Origin of the sequence: Thalassospira sp. A3_1, assembly GCF_017744215.1 — a bacterium.
Classification (GTDB): domain Bacteria; phylum Pseudomonadota; class Alphaproteobacteria; order Rhodospirillales; family Thalassospiraceae; genus Thalassospira; species Thalassospira lucentensis_A.
This window is the reverse complement of record NZ_JAGHQQ010000001.1, coordinates 78,871-102,832: the sequence shown is the minus strand read 5'-3', so window position 1 is coordinate 102,832 and position 23,962 is coordinate 78,871. Positions and strand designations below refer to the sequence as shown.

At 54.5% G+C, this 23,962-nt stretch carries 23 protein-coding genes and 1 pseudogene; 10 read left to right on the top strand and 14 right to left on the bottom strand.

Going from position 1 to position 23,962, the window contains the following annotated elements:
- Positions 1-4: 4 nt before the first annotated feature.
- The 3 genes from J7395_RS00470 to J7395_RS00460 all read right to left on the bottom strand — a co-directional run bounded on the left by J7395_RS00470 (position 5) and on the right by J7395_RS00460 (position 3,550).
- On the bottom strand, positions 5-886 hold the full coding sequence (locus tag J7395_RS00470) for an ABC transporter permease subunit (protein ID WP_062953445.1): 882 nt from the start codon (positions 884-886) through the stop codon (positions 5-7).
- Positions 887-912: 26 nt separating this feature from the next.
- Complete coding sequence (gene oppB, locus J7395_RS00465; protein WP_062953357.1) at positions 913-1,836, bottom strand: oligopeptide ABC transporter permease OppB; 924 nt, start codon at positions 1,834-1,836, stop codon at positions 913-915.
- Positions 1,837-1,915: 79 nt separating this feature from the next.
- Positions 1,916-3,550 (bottom strand): peptide ABC transporter substrate-binding protein, encoded by a 1,635-nt coding sequence (locus tag J7395_RS00460; RefSeq protein ID WP_209220201.1) that lies wholly within the window; start codon positions 3,548-3,550, stop codon positions 1,916-1,918.
- A gap of 649 nt (positions 3,551-4,199) precedes the next feature.
- Here J7395_RS00460 and J7395_RS00455 point away from each other — a divergent pair.
- The 4 genes from J7395_RS00455 to J7395_RS00440 all read left to right on the top strand — a co-directional run bounded on the left by J7395_RS00455 (position 4,200) and on the right by J7395_RS00440 (position 8,965).
- Positions 4,200-5,417, top strand: coding sequence for a helix-turn-helix domain-containing protein (locus tag J7395_RS00455; RefSeq protein WP_209220200.1), 1,218 nt, complete (start codon positions 4,200-4,202; stop codon positions 5,415-5,417).
- An 83-nt stretch (positions 5,418-5,500) separates the two neighbouring features.
- Positions 5,501-6,721 (top strand): helix-turn-helix domain-containing protein, encoded by a 1,221-nt coding sequence (locus tag J7395_RS00450; RefSeq protein ID WP_209220199.1) that lies wholly within the window; start codon positions 5,501-5,503, stop codon positions 6,719-6,721.
- A gap of 72 nt (positions 6,722-6,793) precedes the next feature.
- Positions 6,794-7,984 (top strand): helix-turn-helix domain-containing protein, encoded by a 1,191-nt coding sequence (locus J7395_RS00445; protein WP_209220198.1) that lies wholly within the window; start codon positions 6,794-6,796, stop codon positions 7,982-7,984.
- Between the two features lie 129 nt (positions 7,985-8,113).
- A complete protein-coding gene (locus J7395_RS00440; protein ID WP_209220197.1) occupies positions 8,114-8,965 on the top strand; it encodes a MipA/OmpV family protein in 852 nt (283 codons plus the stop codon).
- Between the two features lie 143 nt (positions 8,966-9,108).
- Here the strand turns inward: J7395_RS00440 and J7395_RS00435 are convergent, their stop codons facing one another.
- Complete coding sequence (locus tag J7395_RS00435; protein ID WP_062958367.1) at positions 9,109-10,002, bottom strand: LysR family transcriptional regulator; 894 nt, start codon at positions 10,000-10,002, stop codon at positions 9,109-9,111.
- 103 nt (positions 10,003-10,105) lie between these two features.
- Here J7395_RS00435 and J7395_RS00430 point away from each other — a divergent pair, with 103 nt between their 5' ends.
- Together J7395_RS00430 and J7395_RS00425 are read left to right on the top strand one after the other, a co-directional pair.
- A complete protein-coding gene (locus J7395_RS00430; RefSeq protein WP_209220196.1) occupies positions 10,106-10,969 on the top strand; it encodes an NmrA/HSCARG family protein in 864 nt (287 codons plus the stop codon).
- 40 nt (positions 10,970-11,009) lie between these two features.
- On the top strand, positions 11,010-11,483 hold the full coding sequence (locus J7395_RS00425) for an SRPBCC family protein (protein WP_062958365.1): 474 nt from the start codon (positions 11,010-11,012) through the stop codon (positions 11,481-11,483).
- Positions 11,484-11,666: 183 nt separating this feature from the next.
- Here J7395_RS00425 and radC read toward each other — a convergent pair whose 3' ends face one another.
- The 6 genes from radC to J7395_RS00395 all read right to left on the bottom strand — a co-directional run bounded on the left by radC (position 11,667) and on the right by J7395_RS00395 (position 18,044).
- Positions 11,667-12,500 carry a DNA repair protein RadC gene (gene radC / locus J7395_RS00420; RefSeq protein WP_247741909.1) on the bottom strand — a complete coding sequence of 278 codons (834 nt, stop codon included), beginning with the start codon at positions 12,498-12,500 and terminating at the stop codon, positions 11,667-11,669.
- Positions 12,501-12,525: 25 nt separating this feature from the next.
- Positions 12,526-13,332 (bottom strand): type I methionyl aminopeptidase, encoded by an 807-nt coding sequence (map, locus tag J7395_RS00415; protein WP_062953366.1) that lies wholly within the window; start codon positions 13,330-13,332, stop codon positions 12,526-12,528.
- Positions 13,333-13,429: 97 nt separating this feature from the next.
- Positions 13,430-14,158 carry a DNA/RNA nuclease SfsA gene (gene sfsA, locus J7395_RS00410; protein ID WP_209220194.1) on the bottom strand — a complete coding sequence of 243 codons (729 nt, stop codon included), beginning with the start codon at positions 14,156-14,158 and terminating at the stop codon, positions 13,430-13,432.
- Positions 14,159-14,209: 51 nt separating this feature from the next.
- Positions 14,210-15,127 (bottom strand): methyltransferase domain-containing protein, encoded by a 918-nt coding sequence (locus tag J7395_RS00405; RefSeq protein ID WP_209220193.1) that lies wholly within the window; start codon positions 15,125-15,127, stop codon positions 14,210-14,212.
- An 84-nt stretch (positions 15,128-15,211) separates the two neighbouring features.
- Positions 15,212-17,329: a pyridoxamine 5'-phosphate oxidase family protein gene (locus J7395_RS00400; RefSeq protein ID WP_209220192.1), complete on the bottom strand. Its 2,118-nt coding sequence runs from the start codon at positions 17,327-17,329 to the stop codon at positions 15,212-15,214.
- 97 nt (positions 17,330-17,426) lie between these two features.
- The gene (locus J7395_RS00395) at positions 17,427-18,044 is read right to left on the bottom strand and encodes a glutathione S-transferase (protein WP_209220191.1); all 618 of its coding nucleotides are present in this window, start codon (positions 18,042-18,044) and stop codon (positions 17,427-17,429) included.
- 141 nt (positions 18,045-18,185) lie between these two features.
- On the opposite strand from J7395_RS00395, the gene J7395_RS00390 reads away from it, so the two are divergent.
- The 3 genes from J7395_RS00390 to grxC all read left to right on the top strand — a co-directional run bounded on the left by J7395_RS00390 (position 18,186) and on the right by grxC (position 20,326).
- On the top strand, positions 18,186-19,082 hold the full coding sequence (locus J7395_RS00390; RefSeq protein WP_062958360.1) for a LysR family transcriptional regulator: 897 nt from the start codon (positions 18,186-18,188) through the stop codon (positions 19,080-19,082).
- Positions 19,083-19,160: 78 nt separating this feature from the next.
- Positions 19,161-19,943: a ComF family protein gene (locus J7395_RS00385; protein WP_209220190.1), complete on the top strand. Its 783-nt coding sequence runs from the start codon at positions 19,161-19,163 to the stop codon at positions 19,941-19,943.
- 125 nt (positions 19,944-20,068) lie between these two features.
- Positions 20,069-20,326 carry a glutaredoxin 3 gene (gene grxC, locus J7395_RS00380; RefSeq protein WP_062958358.1) on the top strand — a complete coding sequence of 86 codons (258 nt, stop codon included), beginning with the start codon at positions 20,069-20,071 and terminating at the stop codon, positions 20,324-20,326.
- Positions 20,327-20,370: 44 nt separating this feature from the next.
- Here the strand turns inward: grxC and J7395_RS00375 are convergent, their stop codons facing one another.
- A complete protein-coding gene (locus tag J7395_RS00375; protein WP_247741908.1) occupies positions 20,371-21,255 on the bottom strand; it encodes a LysR substrate-binding domain-containing protein in 885 nt (294 codons plus the stop codon).
- A gap of 122 nt (positions 21,256-21,377) precedes the next feature.
- On the opposite strand from J7395_RS00375, the gene J7395_RS00370 reads away from it, so the two are divergent.
- Positions 21,378-22,430 carry a nitronate monooxygenase gene (locus J7395_RS00370; RefSeq protein ID WP_209220189.1) on the top strand — a complete coding sequence of 351 codons (1,053 nt, stop codon included), beginning with the start codon at positions 21,378-21,380 and terminating at the stop codon, positions 22,428-22,430.
- A gap of 99 nt (positions 22,431-22,529) precedes the next feature.
- On the opposite strand, the gene J7395_RS00365 is transcribed toward J7395_RS00370, so the two are convergent.
- The 3 genes and pseudogenes from J7395_RS00365 to J7395_RS20820 all read right to left on the bottom strand — a co-directional run bounded on the left by J7395_RS00365 (position 22,530) and on the right by J7395_RS20820 (position 23,788).
- Positions 22,530-23,084, bottom strand: coding sequence for a nuclear transport factor 2 family protein (locus tag J7395_RS00365; RefSeq protein WP_209220188.1), 555 nt, complete (start codon positions 23,082-23,084; stop codon positions 22,530-22,532).
- Positions 23,081-23,260 (bottom strand): annotated as a pseudogene (locus J7395_RS20825) (Atu4866 domain-containing protein); the annotation flags it as partial. The pseudogene J7395_RS20825 and the gene J7395_RS00365, both read right to left, overlap by 4 nt.
- Positions 23,261-23,272: 12 nt before the next feature.
- Positions 23,273-23,788 carry a hypothetical protein gene (locus J7395_RS20820; RefSeq protein ID WP_247741907.1) on the bottom strand — a complete coding sequence of 172 codons (516 nt, stop codon included), beginning with the start codon at positions 23,786-23,788 and terminating at the stop codon, positions 23,273-23,275.
- Positions 23,789-23,962: the final 174 nt, after the last annotated feature.

Here is a 23,962-nt window from a genome sequence, read left to right as displayed (position 1 = left end):
TTGCCTATCTGTCCTTCGGGTCAAGGGCGTCGCGCAATCCGTCGCCGATGAAGTTGAAACAGAACAGCGTCAGTGCCAGGAAGATCGCCGGATAAATAAGCATCCAGGTCGCCGCTTCGATCACTTTCGCCCCTTCGGAAATCAGAACGCCCCAGCTTGTCAGCGGCTCCTGCACACCAAGGCCCAGGAACGACAGGAAGCTTTCGGTCAGGATCACCTGCGGAATGGTCAGTGTCATGTAAACAATGACCGGTCCCAGAACGTTGGGGATGATGTGGCGGAAAATGATCTTGAAGTTCGAAACACCTGTGGCATGGGCAGCTTCGATAAATTCGCGCCGCCGAAGCGACAGCGTCTGCCCGCGGACAATCCGTGCCATGGTCAGCCATTCAACCGCACCAAGAGCGACAAAGATCAGGAAGATGTTTCGGCCAAACACCACCATCAGCATGATCACAAAGAACATGAAGGGCAGGGAGTAAAGCACATCAACGAACCGCATCATGATGTTGTCGATACGCCCGCCGAAATAACCGGCAACCGCGCCATAGGTCACCCCGATCACAAGAGACACTGCCGTTGCCAGCAAGCCAACCGCAAGGGATACGCGCGCGCCATAAAGGATGCGGATGAAAATATCGCGACCATTACCATCTGTGCCAAGGATATGGCCGTTTTCCCAGTTCGGGCCTTCCTGAATATAGCCCCAGTCGATCTGGTCATAGGCAAACGGGCTGAGCAGCGGGGCGAAAATCGCCATCAGGGTAATGATCGCCAGAATGATCATCGAGCCGACGGCGGCCTTGTTGCGAAACAGTCGAATACGGGCGTCGCGCCACAGGCTGCGTCCCTCGATTTCTCCGGGGGCGCCTGCCGCCTGGAGCATCGCTGTTTTTTGATCCTTGTTCATCATTAGCGTGACTTCAGCTTGGGATCGAGCAGGCCATAAACCGTGTCGACCAGGAAATTCAGAAAGATGATCATCACCGCATAGACAATCACCACACCCATCACGAGCGGGTAGTCGCGGTTAAGCGCTGCCTTGACGAAATAGGTCCCGATGCCGGGCACGCCAAAGATGGTTTCGATGACCACAGAGCCGGTCATCACCGCCGCGGTTGCCGGGCCGAGATAGGACACAACCGGCAGAAGTGCGCCCTTGATCGCATGCCGGTTCACGACAAGCTTTTCGCGCAAACCTTTGGCCCGTGCGGTGCGGATGTAATTGGAATGCAGGACTTCGACCATCGAGCCGCGTGTCAGACGTGCGATATAGGCAATCTGCGGCAGGGCAAGGGCAATGATCGGTAAAATCTTGTATTCAATGCCGCCATCGCCCCATCCCGCGGTCGGCAGGATCGACAGATACAGACCAAACACAAGCGATAGAAGCGGTGCCATGACGAAGTTCGGAATGGCAATGCCAACCATGGCAACGCCCATCACGACAAAATCAACCGCGCTGTTTTGCCGGAGTGCCGCATAGGTGCCAAACCCGACCCCGAATATCAGGGCAAGGAAGATCGCCGACAGGCCAAGCTGCATCGAAGCAGGCGCCCCGGCCATGATCAGTTCGGCGACCGAGAAATCGCGAATTTTGATTGAGGGGCCGAAATCGCCGCGCAGGATTTTACCGATATAGATCGTGTATTGTTCGATCAGCGGCTTATCAAGGTCATAGGCGGCCTTGATGTTTTTTTCGATTTCCGGCGGCAGTGCACGTTCCTGATCGAACGGTCCGCCCGGTGCGATGCGCATCATGAAAAAGGCAACCGTAATCACGATGAACAGCGTCGGGATCGCGATCATCAGGCGCCGGATGGCGTAAGATAACATAATTCTCTCTCATCCCCATTGGGGGCCGGTGGAATGCCGCAGGCCCGTTAACCGGACCTGCGGCAAATGTCTCCGGCGTTTACTCTTTGATGTCGAGCCAGCGGGTCAGGTGGCGATCCGGGGCGTTATCGATCCAGCCTTCGATCTTTGGCGAAACGAGCTGTTTCGAGACATAATAGTAAATGGGGACGTAGGGCTGCGCTTCCATCATGATGGCTTCGGCCTGCTTCATCAGTTCGGCACGCTTTTTAAGGTCGCCTTCCTTTTCGGCTTCAAGCATCAGTTCGTTGAAACGCGGATTGTCGAATGCGGCATAGTTCAGCGGGCCGGTGCGTTCTTCGCCCAGGAATAGGAAGTTCTGTGCGTCGTTGTAATCAGCAATCCAGCCAGCGCGTGCCACTTCAAAATTACCGACTTTCAGGTCGGCATAGTGGATTTTGCCTTCGGTGTTAAACAGTTCGGCCTGAACGCCGATCTGCTTCCACATGTTCTGAACCGCAATCGCGATACGTTTGTGGTTTTCCGACGTGTTGTAACGAAGCGTGAATTTAAGGGGATTATCCGGACCGTAACCTGCTTCGGCCAGAAGCTTTTTGGCTTCTTCGAGTTTTTCGTTATAGGGCAGATCTTTCCACGAAATATAGGCCGGTTCGCCGTAGTTGCCGGTTCCCGGCGGGACAAAGGAATAAGCCGGAAGTTCGCCGGTTTTCAGGACGGAATCAGTGATGGCTTCGCGGTTGATCGCCATCGACAATGCCTTGCGCACGCGCGCATCCCTGAACATGTCCTTGTCGGTGCGGATCGCATAATAATAGATACCGGCATAAGGAACGATGCGCAGGCTATCGGCAAGATTATCGCGCAGCCAGGAAATCTGTTCGGATGCGATGTCGCGTGCAACGTCCAGTTCGCCGGCACGGAAACGGTTCTGCATCGCGGTGCGATCTTCGTGGGTGTAATAAATCACCTCGTCGATCGGCACATTGGCCGCGTCATAGAATTCCGGGTTCTTTTCAAGCTTGGTATGAACGTTCGGCAGCCATTCCGTCAGTTTGTATGGGCCGTTTACCACAATGTTTTCCGGCTTGACCCAATCCTTGCCAAATTTGGCAACCGCATGCTGCGGGATCGGGAAAGCGGTCTGGTGGGTCAGTTGGGCCAGAAAGTAGGGGGCAGGTGCGGTCAGTTTAACCTGCAGGGTTTTGTCATCCAGTGCGGTGGCGGCGATTTTCGCGCCTTCCTTGCCACTGTTAACAGCCTCGGCACCCTCGATGATATAAAGCAGGGACGCATATTCCGCCCCGGTCGACGGATCAAGCAGGCGGTTCCAGCCCGCGATGAAATCCTGTGCCGTGACCGGAACACCGTCCGACCAGTTATGGTCGCGAATTTTAAAGGTATAAGTCATGCCATCGTCGGAAACGGTCCAGCTTTCGGCTGCACCCGGGACCGGCTCGCCATTCGGGCCATAGGTCAGAAGACCCAGGAACATATCGTCCGAAATACGGCTGGTCTGAACCGTCGAGATATAATGCGGGTCCATCGATTGCGGTTCGCCGTCATTGCCGACACGCAGGATTTTTTCCGCCTGCGCATGTGTGGTCGACAGCATGGTCATGGACCCGGCAAGCAATGCCGTACCCAGCACAAACACCCGCGAGGAATTAAGCAATCCCTTCACGAGACCGTTTGCGGTCTTCGCGTGTTTTGACATGTGTAATGTCTCCCTCATCCATTTTGCTTTGTTGTCGACGTACTCCCTGAAAGTACGTACGCAAAAATACTGAGACTGACATGCGTAATCTGCAAGTCACGATTCCACAAACCTGAAACAATTGGTGGTTATTTGCGTGATATAGGTAATTTATTGATGGAATTTTGCGAAATTTGGATGGATTGCCAATGATTGTTCGGTGGCAGAGGGCTTCAACCAGAGCCTGCAAAACCGTTTCGTGCGTAACGTCATGCCTTGTGTCGCAGGCTGGACACTATATGCGTGAAATGTGAAATAGTTCACATTCAAAGGGTTGGCGGTGAAAACAACTGGTTACGAATCGGGCGATGGGAAAGGTTGCATATTTTTGCATCAAAACCACCGAGAATCAGTATCTTGGCGCGAAAATGAGTGGTTAATGTTTCCCGTTTTGGTGAAATCATGGACTTCCGGCAGGTATCTTGCCCGGGACGCCTCCCGGCGATATGCCATTTCAGTGTCGCACAATTTTTCGTTGTGAAATCGGTATTGTCGGGCTAGGCATTTTGCAACTTTGCCCTTCTTCTGTTCGGGTTTCGAAATCAGATAGTGCCGCCAAGCAGTCTTTCCTGATGCGGGAAACATTAAAGCCAGATGATGTGATGCCACCATGCTCGAAACACCCAGACTTTGTCTGTTGCTGATTGCGGTTGTCGGTTTGGTACAGGGGATGTTCCTGCTGCTGTTGCTGTATCAACAGGGGAAACGTGCCTTTTGTGCCAATCGCTGGTTATTTGTTTTCATCATCGCTGTATGTCTCAGCTTCGTTGAAGATCTGGCTGATGTGTTGCTGGAACCGTCGATAACCCTGTATCTGATCCCGGTGTTCCTGACGGCGACCTTTGTCCTAATGCCCGCAATATTTTTGTATTTCCGCGAAATCGCAGGGCATTCCGCAAGACGGCCCTTGTTGCATTTCGCGATCATCCTGCCGGTATTCGTGTCGTTGGTTGTTTCGGTTTTTCTGATTTTGCAAAATTTTCAGGACTTGATTGTTGGCGAGGGCGAGATCGAACTGGAACTTGAGGATCATTTTGTCCTGGGGATGATCCCTTTAACCGTGATTTTCGCGCTGTATCTGCAAGTCGTAATTTATATGGTGCGGACGTGGCGGGTTACCTATCGATATTTGCGTCAGGCCAGGGAACAGTTGGGGGCAGATGAAAAAGCCCTGCGGCGCTGGGTTCGCGAACTTCTGATCGGTATCAGCGTCATCTTTGTGATTTTTGCTGCGACCACCATACTCGAAATCTTTACAACGGAAAGTGACTGGTCGGTTGTGTTCGTCCAGGCTGGTTTTGTTCTGGTGTTTTTGCGTCTATGTCACCTGATTGCGGCCAACCCGGCTCTGTTCGTTCAGGCGGAATGGGATGGGGTGCAAGAGATAGAAATGGACAACAGCACTGGTGTCTTCTTTCCAACCGGGACGAAGCAAACCCGGTTTGCACCTCGCAACCTGGTAGATGCCGACGAAATCAGCAGAATTTGTAAACGACTTGACGATATAAAAGCTAAAAGCGATCTGCTTTTCGATCCGCTAGTCAGCCTGCCAAAGCTTGCGATCGCCGTGGGAGCGACACCCAATCAGCTTTCATTTGTCTTAAACCAGCATCTTTGCAAAAGCTTCTTTGACTTCATCAACGAAGCCCGGACGGACGAGGCATCCCGTTTGCTGGTCAATGAACCGGATCGCACGATCCTTGATATCGCGACCAGTGTGGGTTTCAATTCGAAATCGACCTTCAATCTTGCCTTCAAGAAAATCACCGGCAAAACACCCAGTGTTTACCGATCAGAAACCATGTCGCAGCGTAACACAGCACCATAGGGCTGTTTTCTGCTTTTCAGCGGGGGAGCGTGGGTATGATATCGCTGTTGTAACCTTTATCGTCGCAAGCGACGGACACATGAATGTTTGAAACACTTGATCTTCTTTTTCTGATCGTTTCGGTTCTTGGAACTGCACAGGCGATTTTCCTAATTGTCCTGCTGATGGATGAAGGGAAACGGGCATTTACGGCCAATCGATGGCTGATGGTATTCGGATTTTCTGTCGGCATGAGTTTTATCGATGATACGTTCGATCCGATGATCAGCCCGCTGACGAACCTGTATCTTGTTCCGGTTTTTGCGCCATTCTTTTTTGCCTTGATCCCGTCGATCTATCTGTATTTCCGGGAGATTTCCGGCGATCCGGCTCCACGACCATATCGGCATTTTTTGGTGCTGTTGCCGGTTACTGCGGCCATCGGGCTTATGGTCTACCTGAAACGTGCGCGTATGATCGCCAACAATGGTCATATTCGTGATGCCGGTTTGCAGATCGAGTTTTCGGCAACGGGGCTTGCCGATATGGTGTTGCTGGCCATCGTGATTCTGTTTTGTGTCCTATTTGCCGTTTACATGACGGGCATCTGGCGGTGTGCGCGACGTTATCTGCAACAGGCCGACTGGCAGCTTCAGGCCGATAGTGAACGGCTGCGCCGGTGGGTGACGGAACTTCTTGTCGGCATGACCGTGTTGTTTACTGTCTTTACCCTGACCAATCTGTTCGATCTGTTTGTGTCGCGGGCGGAGTGGCTGTCGCTTGGTGTCAAGGTGGGGTTTGTGCTTGTCTTTTTCCGGATGTGCCAGGTGATTGCGCAGAATCCTGCGCTTTTTGTGCAGCCGGAAACCGAAGGCGGCGTTTTTGACGATCTATCTGTGCCTCATGGTCCCGCACAAGAGTCTGATGACCAAGACGCCCCAATGTCGCGTGCAATTGTAGACGTTTCCAATATAGAACGCATTCGCACCAGGCTTGAAAGGATTGTCACAGATCGGAATATGATGCTTGATCCGCTTCTGACCATGCCGAAACTTGCCAATGCGGTCGGTGTGACACCCAACCAGCTTTCCTATGTTCTGAACCAGCATCTGGGCAAAAGCTTCTTTGATTTCGTCAACGAGGTTCGAACAAACGAGGCATCCCGCCTTCTGATCGAGGAGCCGGATCGCACGATCCTCGATATCGCAATCAGTGTCGGGTTCAATTCCAAATCCACCTTCAATCTGGCTTTCAAGAAAACTACCGGCAAAACGCCAAGTGTTTATCGATCGGAGAGCCTTTCGCAGTGTAGCACTGGTCAGTAGCCCGATATCCTGACTAGTCTTGGCCGGAATTCAGATATCCCTCCCGTATCACCGCAAATCACGGACGCATGAATGTTGGAACCGATTGACTTGTTGCTGTTGCTGATTTCGGCCCTCGGTGCGGCCCAGACCATTTTTCTGGTTGTTCTTCTGCGGGGCGAGGGCAGGCGCGCATTTCGGGCCAATCGCTGGCTGATGATATTCGCGGTGGCTGTGGGAATGAGCTTTGCGGATGACATTATCGATACAATGGTCAGTCCGCTTGTAAATCTGTATCTGGCCCCCGTCTTTACCCCTTTCTATTTTGCCTTCATCCCGGCTATCTATCTGTATTTTCTGGAAATATCGGGGAAACCTTCTGTCAGGCCCTCATGGCATTTTGCGGTTATGCTTCCTGTGTCGGTGGTGATGATGGGTGTGGTGTACTTGCTCGGTCCTGACACTTCTTTGTCTGGGGTGACCATCGAGGAAATCAATGTCGATCTGGATTTCCGGCTAGGTAAGATCTTCAATATGCTGCTGATTTTGCTGATAACGACATTCTGTCTTCAGTTTGCAAGTTACATGTTCCGTATTTGGCGTGTTGCGGTTCGGTATCTACAGGATGCCAGTCGGCAGCTTGAAGTGGATCGCAAAGGACTCCGGCGTTGGGTGCTGGAACTGCTTCTCGGGTTAAGTGTGATTTTTACCCTTTTCACGCTGATCAATCTTTTTGATACCATCGTTTCGCGCAGTGAATGGTTACAGCTCGGCGTGAAGGCGACCTTCGTTCTGGTGTTCTTCCGGATGTGTCACGTTATTGCAGTGAACCCGGCATTGTTCGTTCAGCCCGAACGTGACGAGGTTGAAAACACCCGTGAAAGTGACGAAGAAAGGCGCAGATCCGTTCTGGCGCGCAAGGTCGATCCCAATCATGTCAGCCGGATACGGGCAAAACTGGATCGTATCGTCGCCGCACGCGAATTGATGTTCGATCCGCTTCTGACTATGCCGAAACTTGCCAATGCGGTTGGCGTGACACCCAACCAGCTTTCCTATGTCCTGAACCAGCATCTAGGCAAAAGCTTCTTTGATTTCGTCAATGAGGTCCGAACAAACGAGGCATCCCGCCTTCTGATCGAGGAGCCGGATCGCACGATCCTCGATATCGCAATCAGTGTCGGGTTTAATTCGAAATCAACTTTCAATCTGGCTTTCAAGAAAATCACCGGCAAAACGCCCAGTGCGTACCGGGATGAGAAAATATTAAATACAAACACTTAGCGCGTACGAATGTGCATTCGTACCTTTGGGGTGTGTAAATCAGGTTCGAGGATACAGAGCCGGACGCCATGCACTGGGCGGATCGGCATAGTCGGATCACCAAAACTGATACAAGGGTGATCGGACAAAATGAGTTTTTATAGAGTTTCGAATCTGGTCGGGAACGGTTTGATCCTGTTGGGGACCGGATTATGCGCAAGCGCGCTTCTGCTTTTTATCGGCACCTCGGCCAATGCGCAGCAAGGTACAAGGGACATCCTGCGCGAAGAGGTCAATCCCAAACAGGACGAAGCCGATCCGTGGCTTGGCGGCGTCTGGCAGTTCGGGGCATATGGCCAGGTTGAGAGCAATCCTTATCGCGGTGCGGACAGCGTCGATTTAGATCCTTTGCCGCTTTTGGCCTATGATGCGGATCGGCTGCATATCGGGACCGATGGGATATCTGTCACCGCATGGCAAAACGAGTTTGCCAGTCTTGACGTGCTTGGTGCACTTCGCATGGAGCCGTTTGAAAATGGCGATAGTGACTATCTGCGCGGTATGAATGAACGCGACATGGCCTATGAAGCCGGGATCGGTTTCACCAGCCGCCTGTGGCGGGGGGAGGTTGGAGCCTATTACCTGACCGATCTGAATGACGCCCATGACGGTCATGAACTGGACCTCACCTATACCATCCCGATGGATTTGCAGAATGTAACATTCGACTGGGGTGGCGGGGTACGCTGGCAAAGCGATAAGCTGGCAAACTACCATGTCGGTGTCAGCGGCTCCGAAGTCAGAAGTGACCGGGCCGCCTATGATGCGGATGCTGCCTTCATCCCACATCTTGACGTTTCTGTGACCTATCCGATTACCGAAAGTATCGTTCTGCTTGGAACCGGTGGGGTGGAATTGCTGCCTGACAGCTATACCGACAGTCCGTTGATTGATGATGACTATGTTTACAGCATCGGTCTGGGCCTGGTTTACAACTTCTGACCTTTGGGTTCAGGCACCGGTCTCCTGCCCCCCAAATTCAGGCGGCCGGTTTCTGGCGGGTCGGTCATGTCCAGTGGGCCGACCCGCCTTTTCTGTGCTGTTTTCAATCGGACAGCAGGCATGGAAGCCAAGCTATATGGCTTTCATCTTCCCACATAGGCCGCCAACTCGTCCGGAGTTCCTTTGGGAAAAGCATCCCTTAGAAAGTCTAGGAACGCCGAGACGCGCGCGCTTAGCAATCGGCGTGACGGATAGAGCGCCCATAAGGTGATTTCCGGGCCGTCCACATCGCCCCAATGCACCAGCGTACCATCGGCAAGATCTTGACTCACAAGCGACACCGGAAGTCGTCCCGCGCCAACTCCTTTGCGTACGGCGTCCCGAACCATGACGAGCGATGAGAGGCTCAGGACCGGATTGACCGCGATCTTTGACTGGCTGGTTGATGTTTTCATATTCCAGCTTTCGTTTTGGCGGACTTGCCCCCGTACAACAGCCGGGACATAGGAGTCATCCATCGGTGGCGTCAGGCCCGGGTTAGCAACGATCACCAGTCGGTCACGCAGGAACACACGACCGACAAGGCTTTCATCAGGTTCCGGGTTGACCCTTATTACCAGATCATAGGCTTCCTCAATCATATCGACCGGGCGATCTTCGGTCGTGATCTCAAGCCGGACCTTCGGATATTTGAGGGCGAAGTCCGCAGCCAGTTTCCCCATCGCAGTCTGCGAAAACAGTAAAGGCGCACTGATTCGAAGTTTCCCCCTCGGTTCGCGTCCGCCAGAGGCAATTGCCGCAGTCGTCTCGTCGAGTTCAGTGAACAACTGGCTCGTCCGCTCGAACAGCGCCCTTCCTTCTTCGGTCAGTTTGATAAGTCGGGCACTGCGTTCGAACAAACGCAGCTCAAGGCTTGCCTCCAGCTCTGCCACGCGGCGTGACAGTGTCGCTTTTGGGCGGCCTGTGGCGCGCGACGCTTTCCCAAACCCACCGTGTCGGGCGACCAGATTGAAGTCGGCAAGGGCAAGAAGGTCCATGTGTTCCGCCAATGAGACAGTTTGTCTAAATATAACGTCTATTGCCATGAATGTGGATCATTAAATTGGGGGCAGTCAAATTGCTCAACCAAGGAGAAAAACCATGACCATTCTGGTAACCGGCGCGACCGGCAATGTCGGAAGCAATGTTGTCGAACAACTTGTGAAACGCGGTGCCGATGTGCGTGCATTGGTCCGTGACCCGTCCAAGGCCAGTTTCCCGAACGACGTGGAAGTCGTTCAGGGCGATATGCTTGATGTCGATTTACTGCGGCGCGCCCTTTCCGGCGTCTCGACCCTCTTTCTGCTGAACGGGGTTGTTGCCGACGAATACACGCAGGCGCTGATTACGCTTAACCTTGCCCGCGAGGCCGGGATCGAGCGGATCGTATATCTGTCGGTGATCCACAGCGATATCTATGTCAACGTGCCGCATTTCGCGGGCAAGTTCGGTGTTGAGCGGATGATCGAACAAATGGGTCTTGGTGCCACCATTTTGCGCCCGGCCTATTACATGGATAACGAAATTACAATCAGGGACGTTGTCACCAACTTTGGCATCTATCCGATGCCGATTGGTGAAAAGGGACTTGCAATGATTGATGCACGTGACGTCGGCGAAATTGCTGCGCTCGAACTGATCCGCCGTGAGCAAGCGGCAACACCGCTGCCGATCAATCGCATCAACCTTGTTGGCCCGGATACGCTGACCGGCAAGGATGCGGCCACGATTTGGGGCGATGTCCTTGGCCGCACGATCACCTTTCCCGGCAACGATACTGCTGGGTTTGAACAGAACCTGCGTCAGTTCATGCCAGGCTGGATGGCCTTTGATATGCGTCTGATGGCGGAGCGGTTCCTGAGCGATGGCATGCTTCCGGATGCCGGTGACGTTGACCGGTTGACATCGATGCTTGGCCGTCCGCTGCGCTCCTATCGTGACTATGTCGCGCAGATCGTTGACTGATCGCCCTCATTCCAACCCGACCGAAAAAAGGATCATCGACATGATATATTCGACCGCGACCGTCCCGGTTAACCCGCAAGGTCAACCCAGACTGACACGCGAACAGGTCTGGAAGGGCCTTGAGCTGAAAGCTCGTGATGCGCGACAATTTCTTCCGGCTGGCCTCTGTACCCGTTGCGATGTCACAGAGGAAAGCTCAACACATTTCGTCCGCGATGCTACGATCGGCGGTGCCGACCTGCGCGAGATCATTACGCTGGAGCCCGGACGTAAGGTCACCTTCTTTCAGGCAACCGGCCCGCGGGAGGGGGCGATCATCAACGAACTGTTCGAAGATGAAGCGGGCGACCTTCAGCTCAAATTCTACTGCTACCTCGGACTGCGCGACAAGGAACCTAACGGCTCGGAAGAACAGGCAGAGCAAGCACAGTTCGATAGCAATAACGGCTACAAAGCAGCCCTGATGTCTACATTGAAGCGGACTCGTGAAATGGTTGCTGAAGGAAGGATTTGACCTCGGTCGTCTTCATTGTTCGAGACAATTGAAAATTCAGAGACAGATATCTGGTCGGCTGTTCTCAATGGCTGACCAGATTTTCCGTTTTAGCCAACTGTTTCTGGCTAGTTCTGTTCGCTTTACGGCGGCGCTGCACTTTTATTCCAAACGCACGATCTCATATCGTGCTGGATCATGTGGCTAAATCAGGCCAAGGGTCTTAAACGAATTATATCCGGCCTGGCTAATGATGATGTGATCGTGGATGATGATTTCCATCGCCTTTGCCGCCTCGACAATTTTGCGGGTCATGTCGATATCGCCGCGCGATGGCGTAGCGTCGCCGCTGGGATGGTTGTGAACCAGAATGATCGCACTGGCATGCAGTTCCAGCGCGCGCTTGATCACTTCACGTGGATAAACCGGGGTGTGGTCGACCGTGCCAGTCTGATGACATTCATCAGCAATCAACCGGTTCTTGCGATCCAGAAACAGCAAATGCAGTTCTTCGGTCTTGCGATGGCCCAGCCGCACCCTGCAGTAATCGATCAGCTGTTCCCAACTGGCGAGTACCGGCAATTCCATGGCGCGTTCGCGTGCCAGATACTGCGCGCTGGCTTCGGCGACCTTGATCGCGGCAATTCCGGCCTCGCCAAGGCCTTTGGCCTTTTGCAAATCCTCGGGCCGGGCGGCAAGAACATTGGCAAAGCTGCCAAACTGCGCAATCAGCGATTTTGCCAGCGGTTTGACATCACCGCGCGGCATCGCCATGCATAGCAGAAGTTCCAGCAATTCATACTCGGCAAGCGCATTTGCCCCGCCTTTAAGGAACCGTTCGCGCAGGCGTTGGCGGTGACCGTGATAGTGAGGTTTGGGGGGCTTTGCGTCTGTTGGGGATGCCGGTAACTGGCCGCTTTGTCCGACCGGGACGGCATCGCGCGTCTGATCGAAAAAGACCTGTGCGCCGTCATCAATCTGAGCATCAATCGGCGTGTCAGGACGGGAAGCAGCTTTGCGATCTTCTGTTTCGCTCAAATCCGCTTCCCCCTCGTTCGCGGCCTTATTCGGCGGCTGCACTGATATCGTATGGTGGTTTTTCAAGCCCGGCGGGCGAACGGGTAAAGATTTCAAACCCGTCATCGGTGACGCCAAGCGAATGTTCGAACTGTGCGGACAGTTTGCGGTCCCGCGTTACAGCTGTCCAGCCATCAGGCAGGATTTTGCAGGTATAGGTACCCTGATTGATCATCGGCTCTATGGTGAAAATCATGCCGGGTTCCAGAACCAGTCCTTCGCCCGGGCGGCCATAATGCAGGACATTTGGCGCATCGTGGAAAACCTGACCCAGCCCGTGACCGCAGAAATCACGCACAACCGAAAAACGTTCGCTTTCGGCATAGCTCTGGATCGCATAACCGATATCGCCAAGGGTCGCCCCCGGCTTGACGGCATTGATGCCGCGCCACAATGCTTCATAGGTCACATCGACAAGGCGCTGTGCCATCACCTTGGGCGTGCCTGCGATATACATGCGCGATGTATCGCCATACCAGCCATCAAGAATGACGGTGACATCGATATTCATGATGTCGCCATTCATCAGTTTCTTGTCGCCGGGAATCCCGTGACAGACAACATGATTGATCGAGGTGCAAATCGATTTCGGAAAACCGCGATATCCAAGGCAGGCCGAAACCGCATTATGGTCGCGAATATATTCATCGCACAATTGGTCAAGCCTGCCGGTCGTTTCGCCCGGGACAACGAAAGGTGTAATGTAATCGAGCACTTCCGCAGCCAGCCGTCCGGCGGCGCGCATCCCCTCGAATGCTTCGGGTCCGTGCAGTTTTACTTTTCCGTTCGCCACCCGAAATCTCCTTGGTTCGGCAGTAAATTCAATGGTCGCTGTATCGCAACATAGTTCAATGACATAATCGGACAGGGCGAAATTGGCAAGGATGCCGTCACTTTGTGCTGATGTCGCGGATTGGAAGTACGGTGTTTACGGTGACCGACGGTGTCTTGACATCAATCACGCAGTCATAGGCAATCGCTTCTACCCCGGCTTTGGTTGCTGCTTTAAATCGCTTCGCGTAATACGGATCGATATCGGATGCCAGGGCAAACTGATCACAATCATCACGCTGGATCAGATAGAACATCACGGCACGGTGCCCCTCTGCGACCATGTCGGCCATTTCATCGAGATGCTTTGCCCCACGCGCAGTCACCGCATCGGGAAATTCGGCCAGTCCCGGCACGGCATCATCGCGTTTCAGGTGAACGTTCTTGACCTCGACATAGCAAAGCCCTTTGACCGGATCGGACAGCAGAATATCGATACGGGAGTTTTTGCCGTATTTGACTTCGCGTTTCAGCGTCTCATACCCGGCCAGTTCGGGCACCTTGCCCGCCAGTATCGCTTCTTCGACGATTGCGTTGGGATGGGCAGTATTGATGCCAACCATCGCACCGCGAACCCGGCACAGTTCCCAACTGTATTTCAGTTTGCGTTTCGGATTGTCTGATTGCGATAGCCAGACATCAATCCCGGCTTCCTTCAATCCGATCATCCCGCCGGGATTGGCGCAGTGGGCGGTGATCATGTCGCCATTTTCAAGCTCGATATCGGCCAGAAACCGTTTGTAACGTTTGATCAGCTTGCCCTGAATCAGGGGAGAAGGAAGGAGCATGTCAAATTCCGGTAACTGTTTGTTTTTGATCGGTTAAATCAAAATTTGTGACTAATTGCTTCTGGCTGGATCGGGCTTGTCTGGCACGTCACCCAGAAAATCGACAAGGCTGACCTGACCGGTACCACGACGCAGCGGTTTTGGCTGGCTTTCGTCCGGGGCCCATGCGGTAAGGTAGATCACCTGAAATTTGGCATGAACGCGGCCATCCGGGCGACCGTGACGTTCGTGATAAATTGCCGCCGCACGGGCCAATGTGCTGCGTTTGGTGAATTTTTTGGACCGGATGGCGACAAGGTTGCTTTCCCCCATCCCCGAAAGATCGCGCATCAGTTTCAGCGCATCAGGGTAATCAATGGTGATATCGTCGCTATCGACCACCGGCAGGGCAAAGCCGCTGCGCTGTAACAGCGCCCCGGCATCGCGAACATCGACAAAGGGCGACACGCGGGGCGACACGCCGCCTTCTTCTTCGGCCTCGGCGGTCATCAGCGCCTCGCGCAGGTCGCGCAGCGTATCGCCGCCCAGAAGGCATGCCAGAAATAGACCATCGGGTTTAAGCGCGCGCCTTGCCTGAAGCAGCATACCGGGCAGGTCATTGACCCAGTGCAGCGACAGGTTCGAAAGGATCAGATCAAGCGATCCATCGCCAAACGGCAGGAATTCTTCATCGGCAACGAATGTAGTGCGCTCATTGCGCATTTTGGCTGACTGCGCATAACCATATGAAATGTCACATTGATGCAGGGTTTCGATCCCGCCACGTGCACCGATGATCTGGCCAAGCTCGCCATTGTGACAGCCAAGATCAACCGCCAGCGGGAATTTGCGCGTGGTGTCGTCTAGCCGGTCGGCAAGGCGTTCGGCTGTTTCAGCAAACAGGAAATTGAACTCGCTGGCGCGCTTTGCCGCGCGGTCGCGGCGCAGTTTCAGGATGTGGCGATCAAAAACGGTGATCGGATCGGCCATGGGGCGGGAAGCTCCGTCAAAAGTCGTTTTAAAAGTTACGACCTAGATAGAACGTCGCGCCCGCCCTTGCAATCCAAGACCGGATCAAAGCGCCAGAACGAGTGGCTCATTGCTGTCATCTTCCACAGCCGCGGGCACGGCACAGCAAATAAGTGCCTCGTCCGCGGCGGTCTTGGCCGATGGCCGGGTTTTATAGGTCACGTTTCCTTGCAGGATTTTGGTCCGGCATGTGCCGCAATTCCCACCCCGGCAGCTTGCCTCTGGCGCCAATCCGGCATCTTCGGCCAGTTCCAGCAGGGTTTTGCCATCACCCGGCTTCCAGATTGTGCTTTGGCCCGAGCTTGAAAAATCGACCTTAGTTTCCGTGCTGCTTGCCGGTGCCAGTTCCGGCAAATCGGGTTGGCTGTCGTGTCTGCGTTGCAGCGATGCGGGGCCAAATGCCTCGGCATGGATGCGGGTATCGGTAATGTTAAGGCCGCGCAAACCATCATATATCGCCTGCATGAAAGGTGGCGGACCGCACAGATAGAAATCGAAATCGTCAAACGGCAGCAGGGAGCGCAGCAAATTCATGTCGATATGCCCGGATGCCTCGTAATCCCTGCGTGGTTCGGCATCAGTCGGATCGGCAAGGACGCGGACAAGGCGAATGCTGCCTTGGGCTGCTTTGACCAGTTCGACCAGCTCGTCATCAAACGCCCGGTCTTCAAGGGTGCGCGCGGCGTAAAACAGCCATGTCGGCCGGAAGCCGCGGGTGCGGAGCCCTTCATAGACGATGTGGCGCAGCATCGAGATCATCGGCGTAATTCCGATGCCGCCCGCAATCAGAACTGCCGAGCGTTTGACATGGGCGTCGATCGAAAAATCACCAGCAGGCGCGCGGGCTTCGATCACATCGCCCTCGGCGAGATGGTCATGCAAATGGCTTGAAACCAAGCCTTCGCGCTTCACACTGATGCGATAGCGATTGTCCGCCGGGCCGCTTGAAAGCGTATAGGTGCGGATCAGCGGTTTGTCATGGCCGGGCACCGTGACCCGGATCGGCAGGTGCTGTCCGGCTTTGTGCGGCAGGGTTCCAGTCCCGTCGAGTGGTTCAAGGTGGAAGGATTTGATTATTCTGTTTTCCTTCACAATCCGCGCGATTTTGAAATTTTTCCAAATAATCGCATTTTTCATCGACGCGATCTTGCGTTCCGCCGTTTCCCAGTCGCCGGTCAGAAGGCTGTTGGGCGATGCCCCGTCGATTTGATCGCGCCAGCGGATCGGAAGGGCGGCCTTGCGCAACACGACCTTGCGCGGGAAAACCCGCCACAAACGCTCCGCACCCTGAAAGGCGGCAATTTCCGGGCCGTCGATGATAACGTCGGCATCGCCGGTGATTTGCAGGACATCGCCATTGGCGAAATCGGTAAAAACAAGGCCTGCCTTGGGATTTGCGATGATATTACCCAGCGTATTGAAAAACAGGTTTCCGGCAAAATCGGGAATGGTCAGGCTGCCATCGGCATCGATGCGGACAAATCCGGGTTTGCCTCCACGATGTGAAACATCAACCTCGCGCTTTTCGCCCGGACGATCGACATAGGTTGCGACAAAGAAGGTGTCGGCCGCGGCAATCATCGCGCGCGCCTGATCATTCAACGTGCTTTCCAAATCCGCCCGCGAACCGGTTTGAGGCGAAAGTGGATTGCGGGTGAACTCGAAATCACGCAACTGAATATATTGCGGGCAGTTGCCATAGCTGTGCCCGACCCGGATTGCGAAACCGCTATCAGATAAACGCGCGATCGTGCCATTCAGACGGTTGCGGCGTCTTGTGTGCAGTTCAATCCCGATCATGCCAATTGCTTTGCCATCATCCATCCCGGCATCGGCCGGATCAGCCGGATCACGCGGGATATTGACCGCAAGCTGATAGGGATCGGGCGAATGCAGAAAACCGGGATGGTTGGCGCGAAGGGTTGCCCAGACGTCGCCATTGTCATCGACCGCGCCAAACACGGCAAAGGGGAGTTGCGGGTAAAACTGGCGATGCTGTTCGATCAGGTGGTCGCGCAGAACACGTTTGCCAACCTCGGCCATGCGGGCATCGACCCCGACCAGCTTCTGCATGTGAATTTCACCTTCGTGCCACGGGCTGTTGGTGTTCGTGCCAGAAGGGGTAAATTGCAGGGGGGCAGACGACATCAAGGGCGTGCTCATGGCAGTTTCCTTTACGACACAAAGAGGGGGACGGGCCGGTCCGGGGAGAGGGGGCGCCGAGTTGGTGCAGGGGGCAAGTACGGTGAAAGACGGACCATTAGACTGACTTGCGCAGGCCGGCAGAAGTCTGTTCGAACGGCACGAAACCGGATAGGGCTTCGACCCGTTTGAGCCAGGCGCGCACATTGCCATAGGGGGCAAGGTCAACATTGCCCTCAGGCGCATTGGCGATATAGCTGTAAAGCGCGACATCGGCGAGGGTCGGGCGGTCCAGTTCGAGCCAGTCTTTGCCGGAAAGCGCGGCCTCAATATGGGCCAGAATGGCATGCGCGCGTGCAATGACCTCGTCGGCATTGAACGGGGCATTAAAAACCGTGACCAGACGTGCAGCACAGACGCCATAGGCAATCTGGCCTGCCGCGATCGAAAGCCATTTCTGGACCTTGGCGGCACTTTCGGCATCTTCGGGCAACCAGTCGGTCGCACCGTATTTCTTGGCAACATAGGTCATGATGGCGATGGAATCGGCAATCACCACGTCGCCGTCTTCAAGTACGGGAACCTGACCCAGCGGGTTCAGTTTCAGGAATTTCGACGATTTATGGGCACCGTTGGGCAGATCTACAACCACGACGTCGTGGTCAACGCCCATAAGGCTTAGAAACAGGTGGGCACGATGGGCATGGCCCGAGAGGGGGAAATAATGCAGCTTCATTGTTCCAAGTCCTTCTTCAAATACAAGGTCGATGCGATGCCAATTACCATGACTGTTTCCTTAGTTTTATGGAATATGGTTTTCCGGGAATTCATTATTCCGTAAAATGGAATTATGTGTTGGCAGTGCAGGAAAAGCACCATGGATCGATTTCAGGCGATGAGAATTTTTGTGCGCGTTGTCGAGGCGCAAAGCTTTGCTGCGGCTGCACGGGAGTTGGGATCAAGCCCGCCCGCCGTCACACGTGCAGTCGCGTTCCTGGAGGAAATCACCGGTGCCCGGCTTTTGACACGGACAACACGGTCCGTCACCCTGACCGAGCCGGGGGCAAATTATTATGATGACTGCAAGCGATTGCTTGCTGATTTGGAAGAAGCGGAGGCTGCTGCAGGCGGTGCCTATGCCCGGCCCAGCGGCACATTGACCATCACGGCTCCGGTTCTGTTCGGGCAGATGTATATATTTCCGGTGATGACCGAATTTCTCGATTTGTATCCTGAAGTACGCGGTCGGGTGCTGTTGTTTGACCGCATTGTCAATATTGTCGAGGAAGGCATCGATCTTGCCATTCGTATCGGGCATATGGCCGATACATCGATGAGTGCGATCAAGGTCGGGACGGTACGGCGTATCATTTGCGGATCACCCGATTATTTTGCACGGTGTGGCAGGCCGCAGGGGCCCGCGGATATCGGGGCGCACAGGGTTGTTGCGTCAACCGGATCATCGGCGCCGCTGGATTGGCAGTTTGGTGGAGATCAGAACATCCGTCTTTCGGTAAATGCACGACTGCAAACCAATTCGATTGAAGCGGCCCGCAAGGCGGCGATTGACGGATGGGGATTGGTTCGGATGCTGTCCTATCAGGCGGTACCCTTTATCGAGAATGGTTCGCTTGAGGTGGTTTTGTCTGATTATGAACCTGAACCACTGCCGATCCATATCGTCCATCCCGAAGGCCGTCATGCCCCGGCCAAGGTCCGGGCCTTTATCGATCTGGCGGTGGATCGCCTGCGTTCGGATAGGCGAATCAATTAGCGCATCGTTTCAACCATCACGCGTGATAGGATCGGGCGCGGTATTATCGGGGATGTGACGTCAGGCAAGGATCAGGGTTTGGGGATTTTACCAGCACGGGTTGGTCGCATTTTCGGCAATGTGATGCAGATCGGTTTGCGTACCGTTTTACCGCCGCGTTGTGGCGGATGCGGTACGGTTACCGATACGGTGCATGCGGTTTGTGCCGATTGCTGGGCCGGGCTTCGGTTTATTTCCGATCCGCTTTGTGCGTGTTGCGGGTATCCGTTCGAAATTGCCGGTGATGATGGTGGCAACGACGATGCGGGCGATGGCACCCTGTGCGGTGAATGTTTACGAAAAAGCCCGGCGTTTGATGCTGCGCGGGCGGCACTGGTTTACGATGGTGGCAGCCGCGATTACCTGCTGCGGTTCAAGCATGGGGACCGCACCGATCTGACGCCGCTTTTAAGTCGGTGGCTGTTGCTGGCGGGGCGGGATTTCTGGGGTGATGCGGATCTGATAATTCCCGTACCACTACATCGGACCCGGCTTTTGATGCGTCGATATAACCAGTCCGGGTTGCTGGCAGCATCCCTGTCGCGGCAAACAGGGATTGCGTGGCATGGCACGGTACTCCGGCGGTTGAGAAAAACACGCAGTCTGGGTGGCTTGGGGGCATCGTCGCGCAAGCGTGAAGTTGGCGGTGCCTTTGGGGTGGATGACAGGATTGCTGCACGGATCGGGCTGGCCGGTGCGCGTGTGGTTTTGATTGATGATGTGCTGACAACCGGGGCGACCGCCAATGCCTGTGCGCGGATTCTAAAGCGTGCCGGAGCCATGCAAGTGCGCCTGATCACGGTTGCACGGGTGGTGCGATGACGCCCTGCGAAATATCTGTTATAGAACGGTCATCCAACAAGATTTGCCGGTCGTAGCCCGGTGCCGGGGTGCAAAAACATGCGCTGTCGCACGGGTCGCGGCCTGATGAAAAGGAACATGATTAGATGGCAAAAGTTGAAGTTTACGCCACCGAATGGTGCCCCTATTGCAAGCGTGCCCGCAAGCTTCTGGAAGAAAAGGGTGCCAAATACGAACTGATTGATGTGATGATGGAACCGCGTCGCAAAAAGGAAATGATGGATCGTGCGAGTGGCCGTCATACCGTGCCGCAGATTTTCATCAATGACGAACATATCGGCGGCTGCGACGAACTTATGGCGCTGAACGCCAAGGGCGGTCTGGACAGCAAGCTGTCGGCATAAGTTAGGGATTTCCAAAACGGGTGGCAACGATTGTTGCCACCCGTTTATTTTTTGATATCGGATGCCGTTTCAAGCGTTTTGCGGAATTCCGAAAATGCCGGGGTATCAAAACCCGGACGGCAGGCCAGAAAGGTATCAACCGTCATCAGGGGATGTTCCCTGACCGGGCCAAGATGACGCATAAGATCAACGACACTGCGTGGCATGATGCTGATGCATGATCCGGCAGCGGTGCAGGCAAACATCGCGTGATAAGATCCGACTTCCTGAACCGCGAAATGTTCCCTGATGGATCCGAACCCGGTAAGCCATTCTTCGGCCAGCGTACGATAGGTGCAACCCGGTGCGAAGGCCGCCAGTGACTTTGGCTGGATGTCGCTGGCACTAAGAATATCGGGATGCCCGGGTGGGAGAAGCAATACCAGTTCTTCGCGAAACAGGGCGCGGGTATCAAGCGTTCCGGGTTCCAGCCACCATTCCCCCGACGGTATCGCAATCAGTGCGCAATCAATGCGGCGGGCCAGAAGGCCATCGACAAGCTGTCGGGTGGGTGCAGTTGATAGTTCAATCGTGACGTCGGGGAATGCCTTGTTATAGGCAGCGAGCGGAACGGGAAGGCGGCTGGCGACGGTGCTTTCCATCGAACCGACACGCAGGGTTCCGGCCGGGGCCGAGGGATTGACCACCTGGCGTGCTTCGTCGGCAAGGTTTAGGATGCGGTCGGCATATTCCAGAAAGGTTTCGCCTTCCTGTGTCAGGATCATGCGTTTTTTATCGCGTTGAAACAGGGCGACACCGATTTCCGTTTCAAGCTGCTGAACGCGGGTGGTGACATTGGATGGCACCCGGCCAAGCAGTTCGGCGGCACGGGTAATGCTCTGTTCTTTGGCAACGGTACGAAAAACCGCCAGCGACGCAAGATCCATCATAATTCTCCTAGGCGGAATTTACTTGAATTTATATTCTTTATTTAAGAATATATGTCAATCTTAATTCTGAAATTGTGAGGAATGTTTACCTCTACACGGGCAGGGCATTCGGGAGGACTGAAATGCTGGACAAGCTTGGTATGACATTACCGGTTGTGCAGGCCCCGATGGCCGGGGTTTCCACCCCGGCACTTGCGGCGGCGGTTTCGAATGCCGGTGGTCTGGGGTCGATTGGTGTCGGCGCAAGTGACGCGACGGCGGCGCGTAAGATGATCGAAGAACTTCGCGCCCGGACGGATCGCGCCTTTAACGTCAATGTTTTTGTCCATGAAACACCAAAGCCGGACCCGGTTTGTGAGGCTGCATGGCTTCATGCCTTAAGGCCGCATTTTACCGAATTCGGCGGAACGCCGCCGTCAGGTTTATGCACCATCTATAAAAGCTTTGTCGAAGATCAGGATATGCTGGCGCTTTTGATCGAGATGAAACCGGTTGTGGTCAGTTTACATTTCGGATTGCCGTCGGCAGATGTGATTGCGGTGCTAAAGCAGGCCGGAATTATACTGTTTGCAACTGCGACCAGTCTGGACGAAGCCCGTAAGATCGAGGCTGCTGGTATTGATGTGGTCGTTGCCCAAGGCATTGAGGCCGGTGGTCACCGCGGTATTTTTGACCCGGATGCGCATGATGATTGTTTGAGTACTGTCGCACTGACCCGTTTGCTGGTGCGTGAATGCAAGCTGCCGGTTATTGCCGCAGGCGGTATTATGGATGGGGCGGGAATTGCCGCCGCCCTTGATCTTGGTGCTGTGAGTGCCCAATTGGGTACGGCCTTTGTCGCGTGTCCGGAATCCTCGGCCGATGAGGGATATCGCCGTGCGCTGATGGGGGAAGGGGCATATCATACGCAACTGACATCGTTGATTTCCGGCCGTCCGGCACGCGCGATTGCAAACCGCTTTACGGCGCTGAAAGATACGTTGGATGCGGCAGTTCCATCCTATCCGATTGCCTATGACGCGGGAAAAGCATTGAACGCTGCTGCCAAGGCCAAAGATGAGGACGGCTTTGGCGCGCAGTGGGCCGGGCAAGGCGCGCCACTGGCACGTGCGATGCCCGCAGCGGAGCTTGTTACGACCCTGATGCGAGAATTTGAGGCGGCCCGTCGGAGCTGAAACGAGCCGTTTGTCTTAACCTCTGTCTGAGTGATGGTGAAAAGCATGCAGGTCAACGCATGCTTTTCACATTTGGAAACCTAGGCTACGTGGCCGGCTTTATTCGGTTTTCACCGGATTGTTGTCGACGACCTCGCGATAGGCTGCGAGATCAAGAAAAGCTTCGGCTTCGATAACCAGACCTTCCTGCATTTTGAATATCCAGACGAACTGGTTTTCATAAGACGTTCCGGTGGTGGTGGTGGCGCTACTGTCGAAGCGAATAATCACCATATCGTTGTCGGCCCAGATCGCATGAACAACAGGTTTGATCGGTGTTACAAGTCTACTGACAAGTGGCGTTGCAGCCTGTTCCACAAAATCCTGACGATTGGTGTAAGTGCCAGCAACAGGGTCAGAGCCATGGATCGTCCAGACAACATCATCGGCAAGAATTTGCCCGAACACGCTTTCGCCAGCCACCCATGCGTCGAAGGCACGGCGAACGATATCCCGGTTGTTTTCCTGCTGTTCAAGCGAGGCTGCGTTTGCTGTTGCGGTTTGAGATGCCGATGCCGGACTGGTTAAAAGTATCGGCAAAACGATAGTGAAAAAGCCAGTACCAAACCGGATCGGGGACGGTATGTATCGGGTCAAAACGGATGTACGTTTCATTGGTTGTTCTCCTGTCGGTGCATGATCATGCCGCCGTGATGTAGAATGCCATTGATAAATTCGCCGTCGGCTGTGAAACCGGAATCATCCCAGTATTCGATCCGGTTGCCTTCGATCTCGTAACGGCCGGTATAGGCGTTTTCGCGATTGCCACGTGCTTCTGCGTACCGCCCGTCGGGCCTGAGTTCCTATCGGACATGATTGTCTGCGGTAACCCACATGCCGATATAGGGTGAAGGCTGTATTTCGCTCATGCCAGATTGTTCCTCTGTCTGTTGGAAATAGGGGGCAATTTCAGCTTCGGTGACGATCCGGGCCGAGTTGTGCTCATGACGAATGACCCAGCGATTGCCATCGCATTGCCAACCGAGTTGGGAACGATCCCGGATCGCGGTAACCGCGCCATCCCGTGCTTCGAGCCGGGCGACAAATTCAAGTGTCGTTGAGGCGACGCTATTGCCAATGATGGCGTCCGGGCCATCCGATATTGCGTGGTGGGCGGAGCGCATATTGTTAAACGGCCCCTCCCACATGGCGCCGTAGTCAATTGCATGTCTGGCGGTCTTGCCGTCCGGTGCAAGGTCGTCATAAAAAACACCGGGACCTTCGAGGTCGTAATAGCGGGCGAGTTTTTCGGCAAAGACAAAAGCCGGATCACCCGGGGTACGTTCCCAGCCATCCAAAATCCACGTTTCATGAAGCATTACAGGGCCGTTTTGCCCGTCTGCCGGGCAGGATTGTGCCGTTTCAGATTGACCGAAGGCCGTGGTGCTGATGGCAGAACATAAAAGCGAAAAAACGAGTATGCGGGGGTTCATAGTGAGCTCCTGCTTTTTTCGATTGGTGCTGCGGGTGGTGTGCGATCAAGTGCCACCACG

What these genes read in the sequence shown, in the direction of transcription:
- J7395_RS00375 (WP_247741908.1), bottom strand. Translation starts at nt 21,255, where the DNA reads ATGATGGATCTTGCGTCGCTGGCGGTTTTTCGTACCGTTGCCAAAGAA.
- J7395_RS00405 (WP_209220193.1), bottom strand. Translation starts at nt 15,127, where the DNA reads ATGGCCGATCCGATCACCGTTTTTGATCGCCACATCCTGAAACTGCGC.
- J7395_RS00435 (WP_062958367.1), bottom strand. Translation starts at nt 10,002, where the DNA reads ATGGACCTTCTTGCCCTTGCCGACTTCAATCTGGTCGCCCGACACGGT.
- J7395_RS00390 (WP_062958360.1), top strand. Translation starts at nt 18,186, where the DNA reads ATGGATCGATTTCAGGCGATGAGAATTTTTGTGCGCGTTGTCGAGGCG.
- J7395_RS00425 (WP_062958365.1), top strand. Translation starts at nt 11,010, where the DNA reads ATGATATATTCGACCGCGACCGTCCCGGTTAACCCGCAAGGTCAACCC.
- J7395_RS00370 (WP_209220189.1), top strand. Translation starts at nt 21,378, where the DNA reads ATGCTGGACAAGCTTGGTATGACATTACCGGTTGTGCAGGCCCCGATG.
- J7395_RS00395 (WP_209220191.1), bottom strand. Translation starts at nt 18,044, where the DNA reads ATGAAGCTGCATTATTTCCCCCTCTCGGGCCATGCCCATCGTGCCCAC.
- J7395_RS00400 (WP_209220192.1), bottom strand. Translation starts at nt 17,329, where the DNA reads ATGAGCACGCCCTTGATGTCGTCTGCCCCCCTGCAATTTACCCCTTCT.
- J7395_RS00365 (WP_209220188.1), bottom strand. Translation starts at nt 23,084, where the DNA reads ATGAAACGTACATCCGTTTTGACCCGATACATACCGTCCCCGATCCGG.
- J7395_RS20820 (WP_247741907.1), bottom strand. Translation starts at nt 23,788, where the DNA reads ATGCTTCATGAAACGTGGATTTTGGATGGCTGGGAACGTACCCCGGGT.
- J7395_RS00455 (WP_209220200.1), top strand. Translation starts at nt 4,200, where the DNA reads ATGCTCGAAACACCCAGACTTTGTCTGTTGCTGATTGCGGTTGTCGGT.
- J7395_RS00445 (WP_209220198.1), top strand. Translation starts at nt 6,794, where the DNA reads ATGTTGGAACCGATTGACTTGTTGCTGTTGCTGATTTCGGCCCTCGGT.
- J7395_RS00470 (WP_062953445.1), bottom strand. Translation starts at nt 886, where the DNA reads ATGCTCCAGGCGGCAGGCGCCCCCGGAGAAATCGAGGGACGCAGCCTG.
- sfsA (WP_209220194.1), bottom strand. Translation starts at nt 14,158, where the DNA reads ATGCTCCTTCCTTCTCCCCTGATTCAGGGCAAGCTGATCAAACGTTAC.
- J7395_RS00430 (WP_209220196.1), top strand. Translation starts at nt 10,106, where the DNA reads ATGACCATTCTGGTAACCGGCGCGACCGGCAATGTCGGAAGCAATGTT.
- J7395_RS00440 (WP_209220197.1), top strand. Translation starts at nt 8,114, where the DNA reads ATGAGTTTTTATAGAGTTTCGAATCTGGTCGGGAACGGTTTGATCCTG.
- J7395_RS00450 (WP_209220199.1), top strand. Translation starts at nt 5,501, where the DNA reads ATGTTTGAAACACTTGATCTTCTTTTTCTGATCGTTTCGGTTCTTGGA.
- oppB (WP_062953357.1), bottom strand. Translation starts at nt 1,836, where the DNA reads ATGTTATCTTACGCCATCCGGCGCCTGATGATCGCGATCCCGACGCTG.
- grxC (WP_062958358.1), top strand. Translation starts at nt 20,069, where the DNA reads ATGGCAAAAGTTGAAGTTTACGCCACCGAATGGTGCCCCTATTGCAAG.
- J7395_RS00460 (WP_209220201.1), bottom strand. Translation starts at nt 3,550, where the DNA reads ATGTCAAAACACGCGAAGACCGCAAACGGTCTCGTGAAGGGATTGCTT.